The organism is Peterkaempfera podocarpi, from assembly GCF_042466665.1.
GTDB classification, from domain to species: Bacteria; Actinomycetota; Actinomycetes; order Streptomycetales; family Streptomycetaceae; genus Peterkaempfera; species Peterkaempfera podocarpi.
This window is the reverse complement of the sequence record NZ_CP162102.1, coordinates 6,003,170-6,017,938: the sequence shown is the minus strand read 5'-3', so window position 1 is coordinate 6,017,938 and position 14,769 is coordinate 6,003,170. Positions and strand designations below refer to the sequence as shown.

Genomic DNA, 14,769 nt, shown 5'->3' with positions numbered 1-14,769 from the left:
CGGGGATGCCGTCGGTCGTGGGGCTGTTGGAACAGCGTGAGCTGATCGCTCGCCGTCGCATGGACGAGCTGCGGGAGGAGGCCGACCGTATCCAGGCTGAGCTGGTCGTGGTCGAGCGGGAGTGGAACGAGTGGGTCATCGCCCGCTCGCGCGTCGGCGAGGTCCTGGCCCCGGGCGACGACGATGCCAGCCCCGACGCCTGCGAGAACTGGGCGGATCGTGGTGCCCCGCCGGTGCCGCCTGCATCCTCGGACGCCGCGAAACCGAAATCGGTGGTGCCGATGTGGCGTGCGGGGCTGGCCTGGTCGGCACTGTCGGCGGACTACCAACGGATCCTGCAGGTTCTCGCGGACCGGAACCGTCTCGGTCAAGGACCGTTGACCTGCCAGGAGATGGCCGCCTGCTTCGGTCTGGACCCGGTGCCCGCGAAGGTCGAGGCGTTGCGGTCGAAGGCGAAGCGGCTGGTAGCCCGGAGCTGGCTGGTCGAGTCGGCGCCGGGCCGGTTCACGCTGCCGAAGGGCGTGGCCGGGCCAGGCGGCGGGTCATGAGCTGCGTCATCGACCAGTAGACCATCGCCTCCGCGCTGCTGGTGGACCGTTCGAAGTCTCGCACGAGGCGGCGGCTTTGCATCAGGTGGGCAAAGAACCGCTCCACGATCCAGCGTTTGGGAAGCACGACGAAGCCGCGCATGTCGTCGCTGCGCTTGATGATGGCGAGGACCAGGGCGAGGGCGGCGAGGCAGTACCCGACGAGGCTGCCGGTGTAGCCGCCGTCGGCCCAGACCAGGGCCAGCAGGTGATGCGCGGCGGCAACCTGGGCGAGCAGGACCTGGGCTGCCGTACGGTCTCCGACATCCGCGCTGGTGACCATCACGGCGAGCAGGAGGCCGAGAGTGTCGACCACGGCGTGCCGCTTGCGGCCGTTGACCAGCTTGCCGCCGTCGAAGCCGCGGCTGCCGGCGCCGACGACGGCATCCGCCTTGACCGACTGGGAGTCGATCACGCCCGCGCTCGGCTCCGGATCCCGCCCTGCCTGCTCGCGAACTTTGCGGCGGAGGCGGTCGTGGAACTCCTTGACCATGCCGTGGTCGCGCCAGCGGCGGAAGAATGCGTAGACCCGGTCCCACGGTGGGAAGTCGGCTGGCATGGCCCGCCACTTGATTCCGTTGTCGACCAGGTAGCGGATTGCGTCCAGTATCGCGCGGTGGCAGTACGCCTCCGGCTGCCCGCCCCGCCCCCGCAGCCAGCCCGGCACCGGCAGCAGCGGCCTCACCACCGCCCACTCGGCGTCGGACATGTCGGTCGGGTAGCGGCGCTCGCGCACCCCGTGGTCGCCGGCGTTCCCGAACCGGTGAGCCAGGCAGTCACACGCAAGGGTGACCGAAATGGACTCCGCATCCGTGATGCCGTAGAACTGCGACAACAGGGCCTCCTGGACAGCTTTTTGGCGTAGACACCCTTTGAGCTACCAAGAGGCCCTGCTTTCATGCGCGCCAGTCGCCGCACTCACCCGATCGAGACTCCCGTTCGACCGCCACCCCTCAAGACCGGAACGACAACAGCCACTCAGGGCCAGATCGGCGACGGGCCCGGGCAGGGCGACCGCGACATCGCCGAGGCGGATGCGGACCGTTCCTTCCGCCTCTTCGATGTGAGCGGTGGTCAGCCGGGCTATCGCCGCAGGCCACTGGGCATAGAGGAGCAACAGCAGGCCGGCCAGGCGGTCTTCGGTCCGGATGGTGTCGTCGTGCAGCAGGCGGCGGGCGGTGGCCCAGCGGGCGTCGTCGTCCATTGCCTGGGATGGGCCGTTCCACTTCACGGCGGGGAAGCTGAGGTCGCGGGCGATCTTCTGGGCGAGGGCCCAGCGCACGAAGTGGCCTGCTTCCCTTCGGAGTTGGGTCTCGTCGCGGGTCATCCAGCGTTCGAGGTCGCTCTGGCGGCAGTTCGCCAGCGTCAGGTCCTGGTCCGCGAGCCAGTCCAGCAGATAGACGGCGGCCCTCAGGTGCACGCGTACGACGTTGAGCTGGGTGTGCGTGATGTCGTTGCCACGGCTTCGGCGGCGAAGCCGACGGATCAGGTGCCAGGTCGCGTAGCGGTGCAGGATCTGCCGCCCCTCGGGGGTGGCGTGGGAGGCGACGAGATCCTTCACGTGCCGTTCGAGGCGGACCATCTGCTCGTCCCGGGGCGGGAGGGCGTCCGCGGCCACGAGGACGCTGCGGATGTGCTCGACGACCTTGCTGTCGGGGAGTTCGTCCAGGGCCTCGTGGGTCAGGGGACGTTGGCCGGAGGCCAGGTCGGACAGGACGGTGGAGACGATGCCTTTCGAGAGCCAACTCATGGCCGTCGCCGTCCGCTCGGTGCTGGCCAGGGCGTCGTGGAGAGCCTGCAGCTTCGGCGGGACGGCGCCGGTGTCGTCGGTGAGGAGGCCGACGAGCCGCTGCTTGAGCGTGCAGCGGCGGCAGGGGCCGGGTGTGGTGAGCCGTTCGGCCTCGCCGCAGGTCGGGCAGGGGCGCCAGAGTTCGGCGTCCGGCTTCGTGCAGGGGCCGCAGACGGGGGCATCGACGGTGCCGGAGTGGATGTCGCGGAAGCGTCCGCAGACGGTGCAGTGCACTTCTCGCTGGTTGCAACGGCCGCAGCGGGGCTGCCCGGTCAGCTTCGAGAGCATGCAGGGTGCCGTCCGGCCGCAGATCGAGCAGACCAGCGTGGGCAGAGGACGACAGTTGGGGCAGATCGGACCATCGGGAGTCCGGGTGCTGACCATGCGGCGGTTGCCGCAGACGATGCAGGTCTCCAGGTTGGCGGGATCGGTGATCAGGCAGTGCGGACACAGCGGCCGGCCTTGGGCGTCGCGGGTGGCGGGTTCGCGTCGGGTGCTGCAGCGTGAGCACTCTTCGATGCGGGACTTGGCGATGCAGTTGCGGCAGACCCGCTGGCCGTCGAGGGGCTTGTCGATCCGGACGACGCGCCGGCAGCGGGGGCAGGCCGGCCGGACGATGCCTGGGACGCCGGCGGCGTGCAGCAACTCGATGAACCGCGGGATGGCGCGAAGGGGAGCCAGGTGCCCCTCCCCGGTCAGCAGGCGGGGGTTGTCCTCCAAGGACCAGGCCAGTTTCTGCTGGTAGGAGGGGCGGGGAGCGGACTGGCGGACCGCGTCGGCGACGATCTCGCGGTCGGCGGCCGGACTGATCCTGGTGATCACCTCATGGATGACGTCGAGCGGGTCGCGGGGATCGGTGTCCGGACACATCGAACAGCGCGGCCGCCCGATGCGGTCCCGCATGGAGATCCGCCGGGTGTTGCCGCAGGCGGCGCACTCGGCGCTCTCCTGCCCACAGACCGAGCAGAACCAGTCCTGGCCTCGGCGCTGGAAGGTCCGCAGGTGCTTGCCGCAGTCGCGGCAGACCGGCGGCGAGATCGTCACGGCTCCGGCCTTGCGGAGGGCGATCAGCAGGTCGCCGACGGCCCGGAGTGCTGGAGAACGGCCGTCGGTCAGGACCTCGGGCTGGGCCTCCAGGGCTTCGGCGAGCCGGCGCGACTTCGCACGGCCGCCGACGACGCCGAGAACTACGGCCCGGACGGCCGCGTGATCGAGCGCCTTCTCGACGCGTGTGATCAGGTCCGTTATCAGGCCGACGGGGTCCGTGACCGCGCGGGCCGGCTGGTCAGCGGTGGTCACGGCAGGTCGACACCCCTGATCCGAGCCCGCTTGGGACGCAGGTCACCGAGCCCGTCCGCTGCCTGTGGCGCGGCACCCGCGGCAGCGGCCTTCTTCGGCTTCTTCACCGTGCCGGCTGTGGCGATCGGCTCGATGAGGTCGTCCATCCTGCAGTCCAGGATGTCGAGCAAGGCCATGAGGATCTTCAGGCTGAGGCGCTCGGGGCGCTCGACGGCGAGCCGGTAGACCTGGCTCGTGGACAAGGTGATGCCCCGGTCAGCGAGGGGCGGGATGAGGTCGGTGGTGGAGAACATCCCGCGATCCGCCATCACCTTGCGCAGGTGCCAGCGGTAGTCGAGCTTGGCGGCCATCGTCAGGTCCTTCCCGTCAGACCCCGGCGAACGCCGGAGCCAGTGCCTTGTGCAGGGCAGTGTTCATGAAGTCGTCGCTGACGTGGGTGTAGATCGCCGTGGAGCTGTCGCACTCGTGGCCGACCTGCTGCTGGATGAACCGCCGGTCCACCCCGTCCTCGGTCAGGTGGGTGACATACGAATGTCTGATTGAGTGCGGAAATAGGTCTTTTGGGAGTTTTAGGGCGTCACGGTATGCCTCGAAGCGGTCGTTGATGGAGCCGGGCTGGAGGCGTCCCCCGCGTTCGGTGATCCACAGGGCCGGGTGGTCGGGGAACCCGAACCGTGGCCGGACGTTCTCGACGTAGTCCGCGACCGCCTCGGCGGCCCAGTCCATCACGGACAGCACGTTTCGGCGCCGGGGCTGCTGGCCCTTCTTCGCCTTGCCGTAGCGGACGTTGAGGGTGCCGTACCGGCCGAACTGCGGGGCCTGCGGGTTGCGTCCGAAGTCGACGACGTCGAGCTTGGACGTCTCGGTCCGCCGAAGTCCCCAGCCGTAGATGACCTTGAAGAGGGTGGCGTCGCGGTAGGCGGCCAGGGCACCCTTTCGCTTCGCGCGCACCGCGCGGTCGACCTGGTCGTCGGCGTAGTCGAGGAAACGCTGCAGCTCTTCCCGCGTGAACGGCCGTGCCTCGGGGCTGCCTTCGTAGTCCTGCAGGTGCGGGATGGTGTTCCACTCGTGGCAGATCGCCACGGGGAAGGCACCGAAGGCGTCCTCGCAGGCGGGCACCCAGCCGTACCGGCTGTCGATGACGAACTCGCTGAACAGGCGGACGATGCCCTGGTAGCCGCGGATCGTGGACGGTGCCAGGTGCTTCTCGCCGGTCAAGCACACCGACCACTCGTCCATGTGGGCCGGCGTCCACTGCCACGGGTAGTCGTTCGCGAACTCGTGAAACCGGCGGATCAGCCGTTCTCGGTCCTCGACGGTCTCGTCCTGAAGCCCCCTTGCCTTCTGCTGGGCTCGCCAGCCCCGCAGCATCGCGTCGAACATCGCGTCCTCGGGACGCAGCTGGACCACGCCGGAGACGAGCTCCAGATGAGCCGACCCCGCCAGGGCGACCTTGCGCTGATGCACCACTCCAGCCCCTCCCTTCTGGCGGGCAGATCATGCATCAGAAGGGATCGACTCGGCAACATCCCTGGTCAGACCGCCAGTGCGTAGTAGCTTCGGAGAGCCTTGCGTCCGCCCGGTGAGCTGCTGACCCGCGACCTCTCGCCCGTCTGATGCAACTCCCGAGGGTTCGCGTAGTGGGCGGTCGCCTCCGGAGTGCGGTGACCAAGCCATTCCTGCAGCTCGAACAGCGTCATGGGCTCCTTCGCGTTGTAGAGCTGGCTGGCGATCGTGGACCGGGCCCGGTGGCTGGTGATGTTGCCGCGGACGTCGGCCGTGGGGACGCCCGCCTTGCGGCAGAGCATCGGGATGATCGCCGTGTTGATGTAGTGCTTAGCGACCCGGCGGGCGCGGTGGGCGAACAGGAAGTCGGCCAACTCGCTGGTCTTGGGGTCGAGCATCTGCGGTTGGGCGGGTCTGACGGCTTGCCATGCCTCGATGGCCTTGCCCATAAGCGGGTCGACGGGCTTGGTGAACGCGGTGCCTGTCTTGTGGGTCGGGACGTCCAGCAGGCAGACCGCGTCGCGGGCCAGGACCTCGCCCGAGTCACCGGGGATGGGCAGGCCGTCGTGCTGCCAGCGGATGCAGCCCACCCGCAGCCGGGCGATCTCATCACTGCGCTGGCCGGCGAAGAGCCAGGTCAAGGTGACGGCCCGGATCAGCTCGACCGGGTAGGTGCGGCTGTCCGAGGTCGGCAGGTCACCAGGTTCGACGTTCAGGCCGGCCCACAGCAGCTTCGCCCAGATGTCGTCGGCGATCACCCGCGGGTCCGGGCCCATCAACGCGCGGACGCTTCGCGGGGTCCGCAGAGCCTGAGCGGGGTCGAAGCGCCGCGGGGTCCACTCCCATTCGTGCAGGTCGCGGAAGAAGGCGCGGGGCACCTTGAGGTAGCCGGACTTCGACTGCGCGGTGAGCGGTTTGCCCAGGCGTCCTTGAGAGCGCATGCCGTGGGTCCACTGGGAGAAGTCGCCGACAGACATCCGGTCCACCGCCGCGACCCAGGACGCGCAGGTCTGGCGGGTCCACTGGCCTGGCTCGGTGACCTCGGGGTGCTCAGCGGCCAGCCAGCGGCCAGCCAGCGGCCGATCTTAGCGAGGACGCTGCGGTAACTCCTGCGGATCTTCGGCGTTAGTGTCGATGTCGCGTACCACCGCTCGACCCACCCCGCCCATCCGCTCGGCACTCCCTCCATCGCCGCCGGCCCGGCCTCAGGACCCAACCTCGGTGGGTCCGCGTGGCCGAGCGCCGCGACCGCCCGGTGGACGCCGTGCAGGTCCTTGCCCCACTGCCCGCCCATCGCCGGGCTATCACGTAGTTCGCCCAGGGCCTCGGTGGAGAGGTCCTCCAACCTCGGGCTGCGGTTCAACAGCAGCACCTGGCAGACCACCGCCTCCAGCTTCTGGGCATCGCGGCGATACCCCCAGTCGGCCAGCACCGTGCAGACCTGCTCGACAGCCGCGTCCACGGGCCCGGCCCCGAACACCCGGCGGGCCAGGCTCGGCCGCATGAACCGGCCGAGCTGCTCGAAGGCCGTGAACTCGCCGAGCAGGTAGGCATAGGCGATCAAGAACGGCCGGGCGTTGGGGCCGATCTGCCCGCCCCAGCGGCGCCGAAACTCGGCGCCGTCCGCGTCTATCAGGTCCGCCCAGTCCTGTACCGACCAGCCCCAGAAGGCCCGACGGAGCTCGCCGCTGCGGAGAAGTATGAGTCCTGCCGCATCGCGTGCATACCGGCGCTGGTGGCGGTCGTTCGGAGGCCAGTGCAGGGCGGCAAGGGCGTCCGTCAGCGGCCGGACCAGCCGGGCGGCCGGTCGCAGAGACATGAGGTCCGCGGCCAGGTCGTGGCGGCGGACATGGTCGATGCTGAAGTTCCGCAGGGCCTCCACCTCAGCCTCGGTGAGCAGACCTCGCCGGTCATAGCGAGGGAGGTCGACCGGCCATGCCCAGACGGGTGCGGTCGTTGGATTCGGCCGGGCGGTCACTGGGCAACCGTCCCTGCGCTCTGGGCTCGGGTGAGCATGTCCACGCGCCAGGAATGGATCTGCTGCATGCCGCGGTTCAGTTTCTCCGCCAGGTCCCGGCCGGACAGGTGGATGTAGGTCAGAGTCGACTCGGTGCTGCGGTGGCCGGCGAACGTGGCGATCGCGTGCAGTTCCCAGCCCATCCTCGCCAGGTCGGTCAAGCACAGATGCCGCGTGGTGTGCGTCGAGAAGCGCGGCAGGTCAGCAGCCAGGGCGACGCGCCGGACCACCTTGGACCAGGTCCAAAGAGTCAGCGGCTGGCCGTAGTTGCGGCGGGACTCCGACAGGAAGAGCGGGCCGCAGGCCCGGCTGATCGCGGCCCGGTGCGCGAGGTAGCCCGAAAGCAGGACCCCCGTCGCCGCCGAGTACGGAACGACGCGCTCGCGCCGGGTCTTCGTCGTCTCCGCGCGAACCCGCAAGGTCCGGTGAGCAGGGTCGAGGTCGTCGGTCCGCAAGGAGCACAGTTCCTCGCGCCGAAGTGGCGCGTCGTAGGCCAGCGCCAGCATGACGCGGTTGCGCACCGGCTCCTCCCGCACGACGTTCAGCAGGTCCAGCCACTGCTGTTCGCTCGGGATCCACGGCAGCTTCGTCAAGCGCGGCACCAGTCCCCGCTGGTGGCCCCCGAACTGGCGGCCAGGTGTGTAGCGGCCACGGCCCACCGGGTTGGACTCCCGCGCGCCCTCCTCGATGAGGTAGTCGTAGAACAATCGCACTGGCACCAGCCGCTGCTGCAGCGTCGCATTCGCCAGGCCGACCCCGGAGTCCAGCGCGACCACGTTGCTCCCCCGACGGCTCGGCCGGGTGGACAGGTCCTTCACGAACGCGGCCACCTGCAGTCGGTTCGCGGCGACCGGATCGACGCCGTCCCGCTCACAGACGGTCAGGTACTCGGCCAAACCCCGCGCGTACGCGTCGATCGTGCGCGGGGCCCGCCCCAGATCCGTCCACACTCGAAGCCACTCGGCCGCCCGCTCATGCCGGCCCAGGACCGGCCACTTCTCCTCCAGCACCACCGCGCTGCCCAACGGATCTCCTCAGTACGTGGGAACGCCGCAGGATACGAGACGCATCATGCGGCTCCAGATTCCACGTAACTTGTAGGCGGGCGGTGTACGACTTCTTCCGCCGCTGGCGCCGGCACGGATACGTGCGCGAGCTCTACCAGCGACTGCGCCGACTGCAGCGCACTCGCCAAGGGGTGCGGGAGGAGCCGAGCGCGGGGATCATCGACGCGCAGTCCGTGGACGGCTCGGAGACCTGCCCGGCCTCAACACGCGGCTACGACGGCGGCAAGATGCGCGACGGGCGCAAGCGCCACATCCTGACCGACAGCGGCGGCCTGCTGCTGGAGGTCGCCGTCACGGCGGCCAACGTGCACGACTCCCAGGCCGCCCCCGGCCTGCTGGACCATTTCATGGCCGAGCCCGGACGGCTGCTCAAGCTCGTCTGGGTGGACACCGCCTACCAGGGGCAGCCCTTGGCCGACGCGTTCGCGGCCCACGGAGTGAGAGTGGAGGTGGTCAAGCGCCCCGACGGCACCAAGCAGTTCACGGTACTGGCCAAAAGGTGGATCGTAGAGCGCACCCTGGGCTGGCTCTCGCGCTCCCGGCGCCTGAACCGCGACCACGAACGCCGCCCGGACCACCACGTCCAGATGGTGTGGTGGGCCGGACTGATCACCCTCACCCGGAAGATGGCGCGCCAGCGGCTGCACTGGCCCGAGTTCCGGCCGCACCGCCTGGGCCCGCAGCCGGGGTGAACAACCCGCCCGGCACACGCACGAACCAGCCCCTGGCCTGCAACGCATACGCACGATGACGCACCTTCTCCACCTCGTTCAACCGCGCGGCATCCCGGCCCACCGCGACCGCAAGCTCCCGCACCGAGACCGGCCCGCGCCGTGCGGCGACCACCTCGAACAACTGCCGATACTGCCCCGCCAGCGCCTCCGGCCCCAGTCCCGCACGCCACACCGGCGGCCGGGAGTCGCGACCCGCGGGCAGGCCCGGCGTCACCGCCGACCCATCCGGCACGCCGGCCACCACGTCCGACACCGGCTCCGCCGACGGGCACCCCTGCGGACCGGGCGGTGCCACGCACTCTTCCGCTTCTACCGCCCCGGCCGCGGCCGCGGCCTCGCCCTCCTCGGCCAGCGCGCGCAGGACCTCCACGCGGCCGATCCGCGCACACTCCAGCCGCTCCTGGCAGGACGTCACCTGCTCCTGCACCTCACGCAACCGCTCCAGCCAGGCATCCAGCTCCTGCTGAGCCCGCGCCTCACGGCGCTCCAGCAACGCGATCACCGACGGCATGAACCACACCCCCACGACCGACTCGACTGCCCACTGGCTGCCCCACGGACGCTGCCAGCACACACCCACGCCGAGAAAACCCCAGCTCATCGAGCTGCAGAGCGGTTCACCACAACGCTCTCAAACCGTGCATACAGTTCTCCCGTACACGGCTTTCCGACATCGTTCACCGGCTGGCATGCGCTGTCGCCCCGCGCACGTTCCCGGTCAGGCGGTAGACCCCAAGCCGACTGATCCACGCATAGGTGAACCGCGCGGTCCAGTTTCGGCCCCGCAGGCCGTGTTTCCGGCTGGCGAAGATCGCCAGCCGGATGGTGTCCCGCTGTGTGGTGTAGGGGATCAGGGTTGATGTGTGCGCGGGCTCGCTCCCGGGGCGTGCATCCACGAAGGGCCTGTGCTCCCTGCGCATGAGGCAGGCCACCGTGCAACTCTCCGTCGTGAACGGGCAGTTCAACGAGGGAGGCACCCGGTGGCCTTGTCCCAGTCTGACCTACAACGCCTGCTGGAGTCACTACGCGCGGCGGACGGACTCGAACTCGTCCGCAGCGTGGCCGAGCGCATGCTGCAAGAGCTGATCGAAGCCGAGGCGAGCGCGCGGATCGGCGCCCAGTGGAACGAGCACACCGACACCCGCACCAACTACCGCAACGGCCACCGCGACAAGACGCTGGCCACCACCGCCGGCGATCTGGACCTCGCGATCCCCAAGCTCCGCGCCGGCAGCTTCTTCCCCAGCCTGCTCGAGCGTCGCCGCCGCATCGACCAGGCCCTGTACGCCGTCATCATCGAGGCCTACGTCCACGGCGTCTCCACCCGATCGGTCGACGACCTGGTCAAAGCCCTGGGCGCGGACACCGGCATCTCCAAGAGCGAGGTCTCACGCATCTGCGCAGAGCTGGACGAGCCACTGACGGCGTTCCGCACCCGCCCGCTGGATCACACCCGCTTCCCCTACGTCTACCTCGACGCCACGTACTGCAAGGCCCGGGTGAACCACCAGATCGTCTCCCGGGCCGTGGTCATCGCCACCGGCATCACCGAGGACGGCGGCCGGGAAGTGCTCGGAGTGATGGCTGGGGACAGCGAGACCGAGGTGTTCTGGTCCGAGTTCCTGCGCTCCTTGCGCGAACGCGGACTGACCGGGGTCCGGCTGGTCATCGCCGGCCACCACAGCGGCCTGGTCAAGGCGATCCGCAAGGTCATGCTGGGGGCGGCCTATCAGCGCTGCCGGGTTCATTTCCTGCGCAACACCTTCGCCGTGATCCCGAAGGACGCCGCCGAGATGGTCGCCGCGACCATCCGCACGATCTTCGCCCAGCCGGACCAGGCCGCGGTCCGGGCCCAGCTCGACACCGTCGCCGACATGCTCGGCACGCAGTTCCCCAAGGTCAAGCAGATGCTGCTGGAGGCCAAGGACGACCTGACCGCGTTCGCGGCCTTCCCGGAGCGACATTGGAAGAAGATCCAGTCGACCAACCCGCTCGAGCGGATCAACCGCGAGGTCAAGCGCCGGACCGACGTCGTCCAGGTCTTCCCCAACGACGACGCGCTCCTGCGACTGGTCACCGCCGTGCTCTTCGAGCTCCACGACGAGTGGATCGCCTTCCCGCGCCGCTACCTGCCCGAAGGCAGCATGGATCAGCTCTACCCCGCCAAGCTCCCCGAAAGAGCCCCCGCGCTACCTGACACCACCAACACGACCGCCAGTTGATCGGCTACACCACAACAAGGGACACGACCGCCAGCAGCCGCTCGTGGACGTAGTCGTCGACCGCGTTGAACTTCCGTCCCGAGTTTCCGTTACGGAAGTACGCCGCCCAGCCCCGGAGCACGGGTTGAGGTCGGCCACCACGGCGGTCACCGGCCGCTCAGCCCGGGACCTGGAGGTCGCCGCGCGGATCTTGTCTCGCAGCACCCCCATCGCCCTTTGCGAGGGCCAGCGTTGCAGGTAGAACCTGCCCCGCCAACGCCTGTGCCGGAGCGGCGAGGGACCCGCCGTGCTCCTTCGCCGTCAGTTCGCCGGCGTGCGGCCGTCTTCTTCCGCGTTCGGGGTGCCGCTGGTCGGGTTGCAGCTGTGCTCGGCGGCGCCCGCCTCCACCAGGTCCTCGTACACCGCGACCTTGTAGCGGATCAGGTCCAGGCAGCGGGTGAGCTCGGTGATCTGCCCGACGACCCGGTCCTCGTGCTCGTGCAGGAGGGCGAGCCGTTCGTGCTCGGTGCCGGCGCCGTCGCGGGCGAGCTCGGTATAGCGACGGATGGCGGGCAGCGGCATGCCCGAGGCGCGCAGGACGATGCAGAGGTTGAGCCAGTCGACGTCGTCCTCGGTGTAGACGCGGCGGCCGCCCGGGCTGCGCCGGACGGGACCGCTCAGCAGGATGCCCTCGCGCTCGTAGAAGCGCAGCGCGTGCACGCTCAGGCCGGTCAGCTCGGCCACCTGCCCGATGCTCAGCCCCGCCGCGACCTCGGCCACCGCCCCTCCCCGTCCACTACTTGATCTAGAGACGACTCTAGCTCCTAGAGTCGCGGGCGCCAGGCCAATCCATCCACCACCAGGGGAGACCGACCATGCGATACCGCTTCCTCGGCGGCACCGGCATCGAGGTGAGCGCCCACTGCCTCGGGACGATGATGTTCGGAGCCGTCGGCAACCCTGACCACGACGACTGCGTCCGGATCATCCACTCCGCGCTCGACCAGGGCATCAACTTCGTCGACACCGCCGACATGTACTCGGCGGGCGAGTCGGAGACCATCGTCGGCAAGGCGCTGCGGGGGCGCCGGGACGACGTCGTCCTGGCCACCAAGGTGCACTTCCCGATGGGCGAGGGCCGCAACCGGGGCGGCAACTCGCGGCGCTGGATCGTCCAGGAGGTTGAGGAGAGCCTGCGCCGGCTGGGCACCGACTGGATCGACCTGTACCAAGTGCACCGGCCGGATCACACCACCGACATCGAGGAAACCCTGTCCGTCCTCGGCGATCTGGTCCACCAGGGGAAGATCCGCGCCTTCGGATGCTCGACCTTCCCCGCCGAGGAGATCGTCGAGGCGCACCACGTCGCCGAACGCCGCGGCCTGCAACGCTTCCGCACCGAGCAGCCGCCCTACTCGCTGCTCGCCCGAGGCATCGAGGCCGATGTGCTGCCCACCGTCCAACGGCTCGGCATGAGCGCGCTGACCTGGAGCCCGCTGGCCTCCGGCTTCCTCACCGGCCGCTACCGCAAGGGCCGGCCGGTCGACCTCACCGCCGGCCGTGCCGCGCTCAACCCGGCCCGCTTCGACCCGGAACTGCCCGTGACGGTCGCCAAGCTCGACGCCGTCGAGCAGCTGGTGGCGCTCGCCGACGACCTCGGCTGCACGCTGCCCGAATTGGCGGTGGCCTTCCCGCTGGCGCACCCCGCCGTCACTTCGGTGATCATCGGCCCGCGTACGCTCCAGCAGCTCCAGGACGCGATCAAGGGCGCCGCCCTCGTACTCGACGACGCCGCTCTCGACCGGATCGACGAGATCGTTCCGCCCGGCACCGACCTCTACCACCCGGACGGCGCCTGGACCCCGCCCGCCCTCACCGACCCCGAGCGGCGCCGCAGGCCGCTGAACGGCCGGGCGGCGGCCTGAGCGCGGGCACTGCCACCACGCCCCGTCACCTTCGCCCCGCGCCGCGGGTCGTAGCGGTGACGGGGCGGATCCGGCGGCCAGGGGCGGGTTGAGCCGCGGGAGTTCGTCGGGGCCGGGTGGGCAGTCGAGGCCCCCTCGCTCTGCATCAGGTTGGAAAGGGCTCCCTGTGTGAACGTGAGCCTCTGACGATTATTTCCTCTTCCGGAAGCTGAGGTTGTCGTCGATGACGGTGCGTGGTGAAACGGGCAGCTTCTCCGGATGCTCGACGTCCAGCCCGACGATCTCGATCCCTTCCCTCCAGATGGTTCGCAACAGGTCCTTCACGAACTCCACGGTGATTTGCTCACCGGCGCAGCGGCGATAGCCGAACCCGAACGGCGCGTAACCGGCCGCGTCGCAGAGTGGGTACGCCGTGCCGTCCACCACGCCGTAGACGGCCCCGTATGCGCTGTTGGTCATCTCTGCCCGGCGGCCGTCGCTGACGGCGAACGGTGTGGGTGGGAAGGGGCACCGGGCAAGCCCGGCCCCATGGGCCTTCGCTTCGTCGTTGTCGACGCTCGTCGGCGCCGCCTTGTAGCGGTACGGATCGAACTGCTCCGGGTTGCTCCAGTGCCGGGGGTCCTCGCTTGTCGCCAGATGAGGGCTGAGGGCGAAGTTGGCGGTCTGGTCGCCAAGACCGCGCATCGTGGTCACGGTCGAGAGGCTTCCTCCGTTCGGTGAGACCGTGCGGAACACCTCCATCACGAACCGGTCGAGTGGGGTGAACACGCCACCGTCCTCTTCGTCCGAGCTTTCCGTCATCGTCCGTGAGAACCACGACCTGACGGTCGGATCGCCTCGGGTCTCCTCCAGCAGTTCCATGGTGCGGTAGGCGATGTTGCCCCACTGGCTGAACGCCAGGAAGTTGTGGAAGCACTCGAAGACGATGTCCTTGCGGCGGAAGTGTTCGCCGCCTCGGCCGTTCTTCAGCCAGTGGTGGACGAAGGTCCCCTCCGGGTCCTTGACCTCGCCGTCGATGACCGCCTGCACTCGGCCGTCGATCCACTCTCTGAGGAACGGGCGCAATTCGCGTACGCGCATGATGTTGTCGTGCACGATGTCCAAGGTCGGGTACCAGTAGCCGAGGACATTGGTGAAGCTGGAGCCGATCTCCCGGATCTCGGCCGGGATGGCTTCCCCCGTGACCCCTACGTGGAGATCCCAGTACATGTCGAAGTAGTTACCGTAGTACTCGTGCATCAGGGGCTTGCCAGCGTGGGAGGGGGTGAACAGCCCGTCGAGGAAGCCGTGAACCTTGTCGGCGTACTTGGCTGTGTAGAGATCCGGCGTCGTGGCCGACATGTAGATCTTCTTGCGCTCGTTGTCCTCTCCCCGGTCCTCGTAGCCCTGGATGAAGACCGTGACCCCCTCGTCCGGATTGGGCTCCCAGCCGCTGTACAGCATGCACCAGAAGTGAGGCGGGGCCGCGTTCTCCTTGCTCAGAGCGAGATCGATCATGGGAAGGGCCGGCCGTTCCGCTGTGACCTGGCGGCTCAGTAGGAACGGTACGACGGCGCCGTCGATGTATTCCGGTTCGAAGGTCGGCGGGAGCAGCCCGACCAGTTCCTTGGGCGTGATCATGTCGGGGTCCTCCGATGATTTCGT

General features: G+C 69.2%; 14 protein-coding genes. 4 read left to right on the top strand and 10 right to left on the bottom strand.

All coding sequences use genetic code 11. From position 1 onward, the window contains the following. The first annotated feature begins 5 nt into the window (after positions 1-5). On the top strand, positions 6-548 hold the full coding sequence (locus tag AB0761_RS26460; RefSeq protein ID WP_377266756.1) for a hypothetical protein: 543 nt from the start codon (positions 6-8) through the stop codon (positions 546-548). Here the strand turns inward: AB0761_RS26460 and AB0761_RS26455 are convergent. The 6 genes from AB0761_RS26455 to AB0761_RS26430 form a co-directional block, all read right to left on the bottom strand. Beyond that, a complete protein-coding gene (locus AB0761_RS26455; protein ID WP_377266755.1) occupies positions 505-1,422 on the bottom strand; it encodes an IS5 family transposase in 918 nt (305 codons plus the stop codon). The two genes, AB0761_RS26460 and AB0761_RS26455, sit on opposite strands and share 44 nt — an antisense overlap. Before the next feature lie 42 nt (positions 1,423-1,464). Further along, positions 1,465-3,675: a site-specific integrase gene (locus tag AB0761_RS26450; RefSeq protein WP_377271631.1), complete on the bottom strand. Its 2,211-nt coding sequence runs from the start codon at positions 3,673-3,675 to the stop codon at positions 1,465-1,467. Then, positions 3,672-4,025: a helix-turn-helix domain-containing protein gene (locus tag AB0761_RS26445; RefSeq protein ID WP_377271630.1), complete on the bottom strand. Its 354-nt coding sequence runs from the start codon at positions 4,023-4,025 to the stop codon at positions 3,672-3,674. The genes AB0761_RS26450 and AB0761_RS26445 overlap by 4 nt, the downstream gene beginning before the upstream one ends. 16 nt (positions 4,026-4,041) lie before the next feature. Beyond that, positions 4,042-5,145 (bottom strand): tyrosine-type recombinase/integrase, encoded by a 1,104-nt coding sequence (locus tag AB0761_RS26440; RefSeq protein ID WP_377271629.1) that lies wholly within the window; start codon positions 5,143-5,145, stop codon positions 4,042-4,044. A 65-nt stretch (positions 5,146-5,210) separates the two neighbouring features. Beyond that, positions 5,211-6,158 (bottom strand): tyrosine-type recombinase/integrase, encoded by a 948-nt coding sequence (locus tag AB0761_RS26435; RefSeq protein ID WP_377271628.1) that lies wholly within the window; start codon positions 6,156-6,158, stop codon positions 5,211-5,213. A 997-nt stretch (positions 6,159-7,155) separates the two neighbouring features. After that, positions 7,156-8,223 carry a tyrosine-type recombinase/integrase gene (locus AB0761_RS26430; protein ID WP_377271627.1) on the bottom strand — a complete coding sequence of 356 codons (1,068 nt, stop codon included), beginning with the start codon at positions 8,221-8,223 and terminating at the stop codon, positions 7,156-7,158. Between the two features lie 83 nt (positions 8,224-8,306). On the opposite strand from AB0761_RS26430, the gene AB0761_RS26425 reads away from it, so the two are divergent. Then, on the top strand, positions 8,307-8,957 hold the full coding sequence (locus tag AB0761_RS26425; RefSeq protein ID WP_377271626.1) for an IS5 family transposase: 651 nt from the start codon (positions 8,307-8,309) through the stop codon (positions 8,955-8,957). Here the strand turns inward: AB0761_RS26425 and AB0761_RS26420 are convergent. Then, the gene (locus tag AB0761_RS26420; RefSeq protein WP_377271625.1) at positions 8,881-9,510 is read right to left on the bottom strand and encodes a hypothetical protein; all 630 of its coding nucleotides are present in this window, start codon (positions 9,508-9,510) and stop codon (positions 8,881-8,883) included. The two genes, AB0761_RS26425 and AB0761_RS26420, sit on opposite strands and share 77 nt — an antisense overlap. Before the next feature lie 469 nt (positions 9,511-9,979). Between AB0761_RS26420 and AB0761_RS26415 the strand changes: the two genes are divergently transcribed. After that, a complete protein-coding gene (locus AB0761_RS26415; RefSeq protein ID WP_377271624.1) occupies positions 9,980-11,221 on the top strand; it encodes an IS256 family transposase in 1,242 nt (413 codons plus the stop codon). Positions 11,222-11,225: 4 nt separating this feature from the next. On the opposite strand, the gene AB0761_RS26410 is transcribed toward AB0761_RS26415, so the two are convergent. Both AB0761_RS26410 and AB0761_RS26405 read right to left on the bottom strand, forming a co-directional pair. Then, on the bottom strand, positions 11,226-11,342 hold the full coding sequence (locus AB0761_RS26410) for a group II intron maturase-specific domain-containing protein (protein WP_377271623.1): 117 nt from the start codon (positions 11,340-11,342) through the stop codon (positions 11,226-11,228). 179 nt (positions 11,343-11,521) lie between these two features. Beyond that, positions 11,522-11,980 carry a MerR family transcriptional regulator gene (locus AB0761_RS26405; RefSeq protein WP_377267823.1) on the bottom strand — a complete coding sequence of 153 codons (459 nt, stop codon included), beginning with the start codon at positions 11,978-11,980 and terminating at the stop codon, positions 11,522-11,524. A gap of 95 nt (positions 11,981-12,075) precedes the next feature. Here AB0761_RS26405 and AB0761_RS26400 point away from each other — a divergent pair, with 95 nt between their 5' ends. Then, positions 12,076-13,125, top strand: a complete 1,050-nt coding sequence (locus tag AB0761_RS26400) for an aldo/keto reductase (RefSeq protein ID WP_377271622.1) — start codon at positions 12,076-12,078, stop codon at positions 13,123-13,125. 189 nt (positions 13,126-13,314) lie between these two features. Here AB0761_RS26400 and AB0761_RS26395 read toward each other — a convergent pair whose 3' ends face one another. Continuing rightward, positions 13,315-14,745, bottom strand: coding sequence for a hypothetical protein (locus tag AB0761_RS26395; protein WP_377271621.1), 1,431 nt, complete (start codon positions 14,743-14,745; stop codon positions 13,315-13,317). Between the last annotated feature and the right edge of the window lie 24 nt (positions 14,746-14,769).

Coding starts and splice junctions, on each gene's coding strand:
- AB0761_RS26445 (WP_377271630.1), bottom strand. CDS start 4,025: ATGGCCGCCAAGCTCGACTACCGCTGGCACCTGCGCAAGGTGATGGCG.
- AB0761_RS26460 (WP_377266756.1), top strand. CDS start 6: ATGCCGTCGGTCGTGGGGCTGTTGGAACAGCGTGAGCTGATCGCTCGC.
- AB0761_RS26395 (WP_377271621.1), bottom strand. CDS start 14,745: ATGATCACGCCCAAGGAACTGGTCGGGCTGCTCCCGCCGACCTTCGAA.
- AB0761_RS26435 (WP_377271628.1), bottom strand. CDS start 6,158: ATGTCTGTCGGCGACTTCTCCCAGTGGACCCACGGCATGCGCTCTCAA.
- AB0761_RS26420 (WP_377271625.1), bottom strand. CDS start 9,510: ATGCCGTCGGTGATCGCGTTGCTGGAGCGCCGTGAGGCGCGGGCTCAG.
- AB0761_RS26400 (WP_377271622.1), top strand. CDS start 12,076: ATGCGATACCGCTTCCTCGGCGGCACCGGCATCGAGGTGAGCGCCCAC.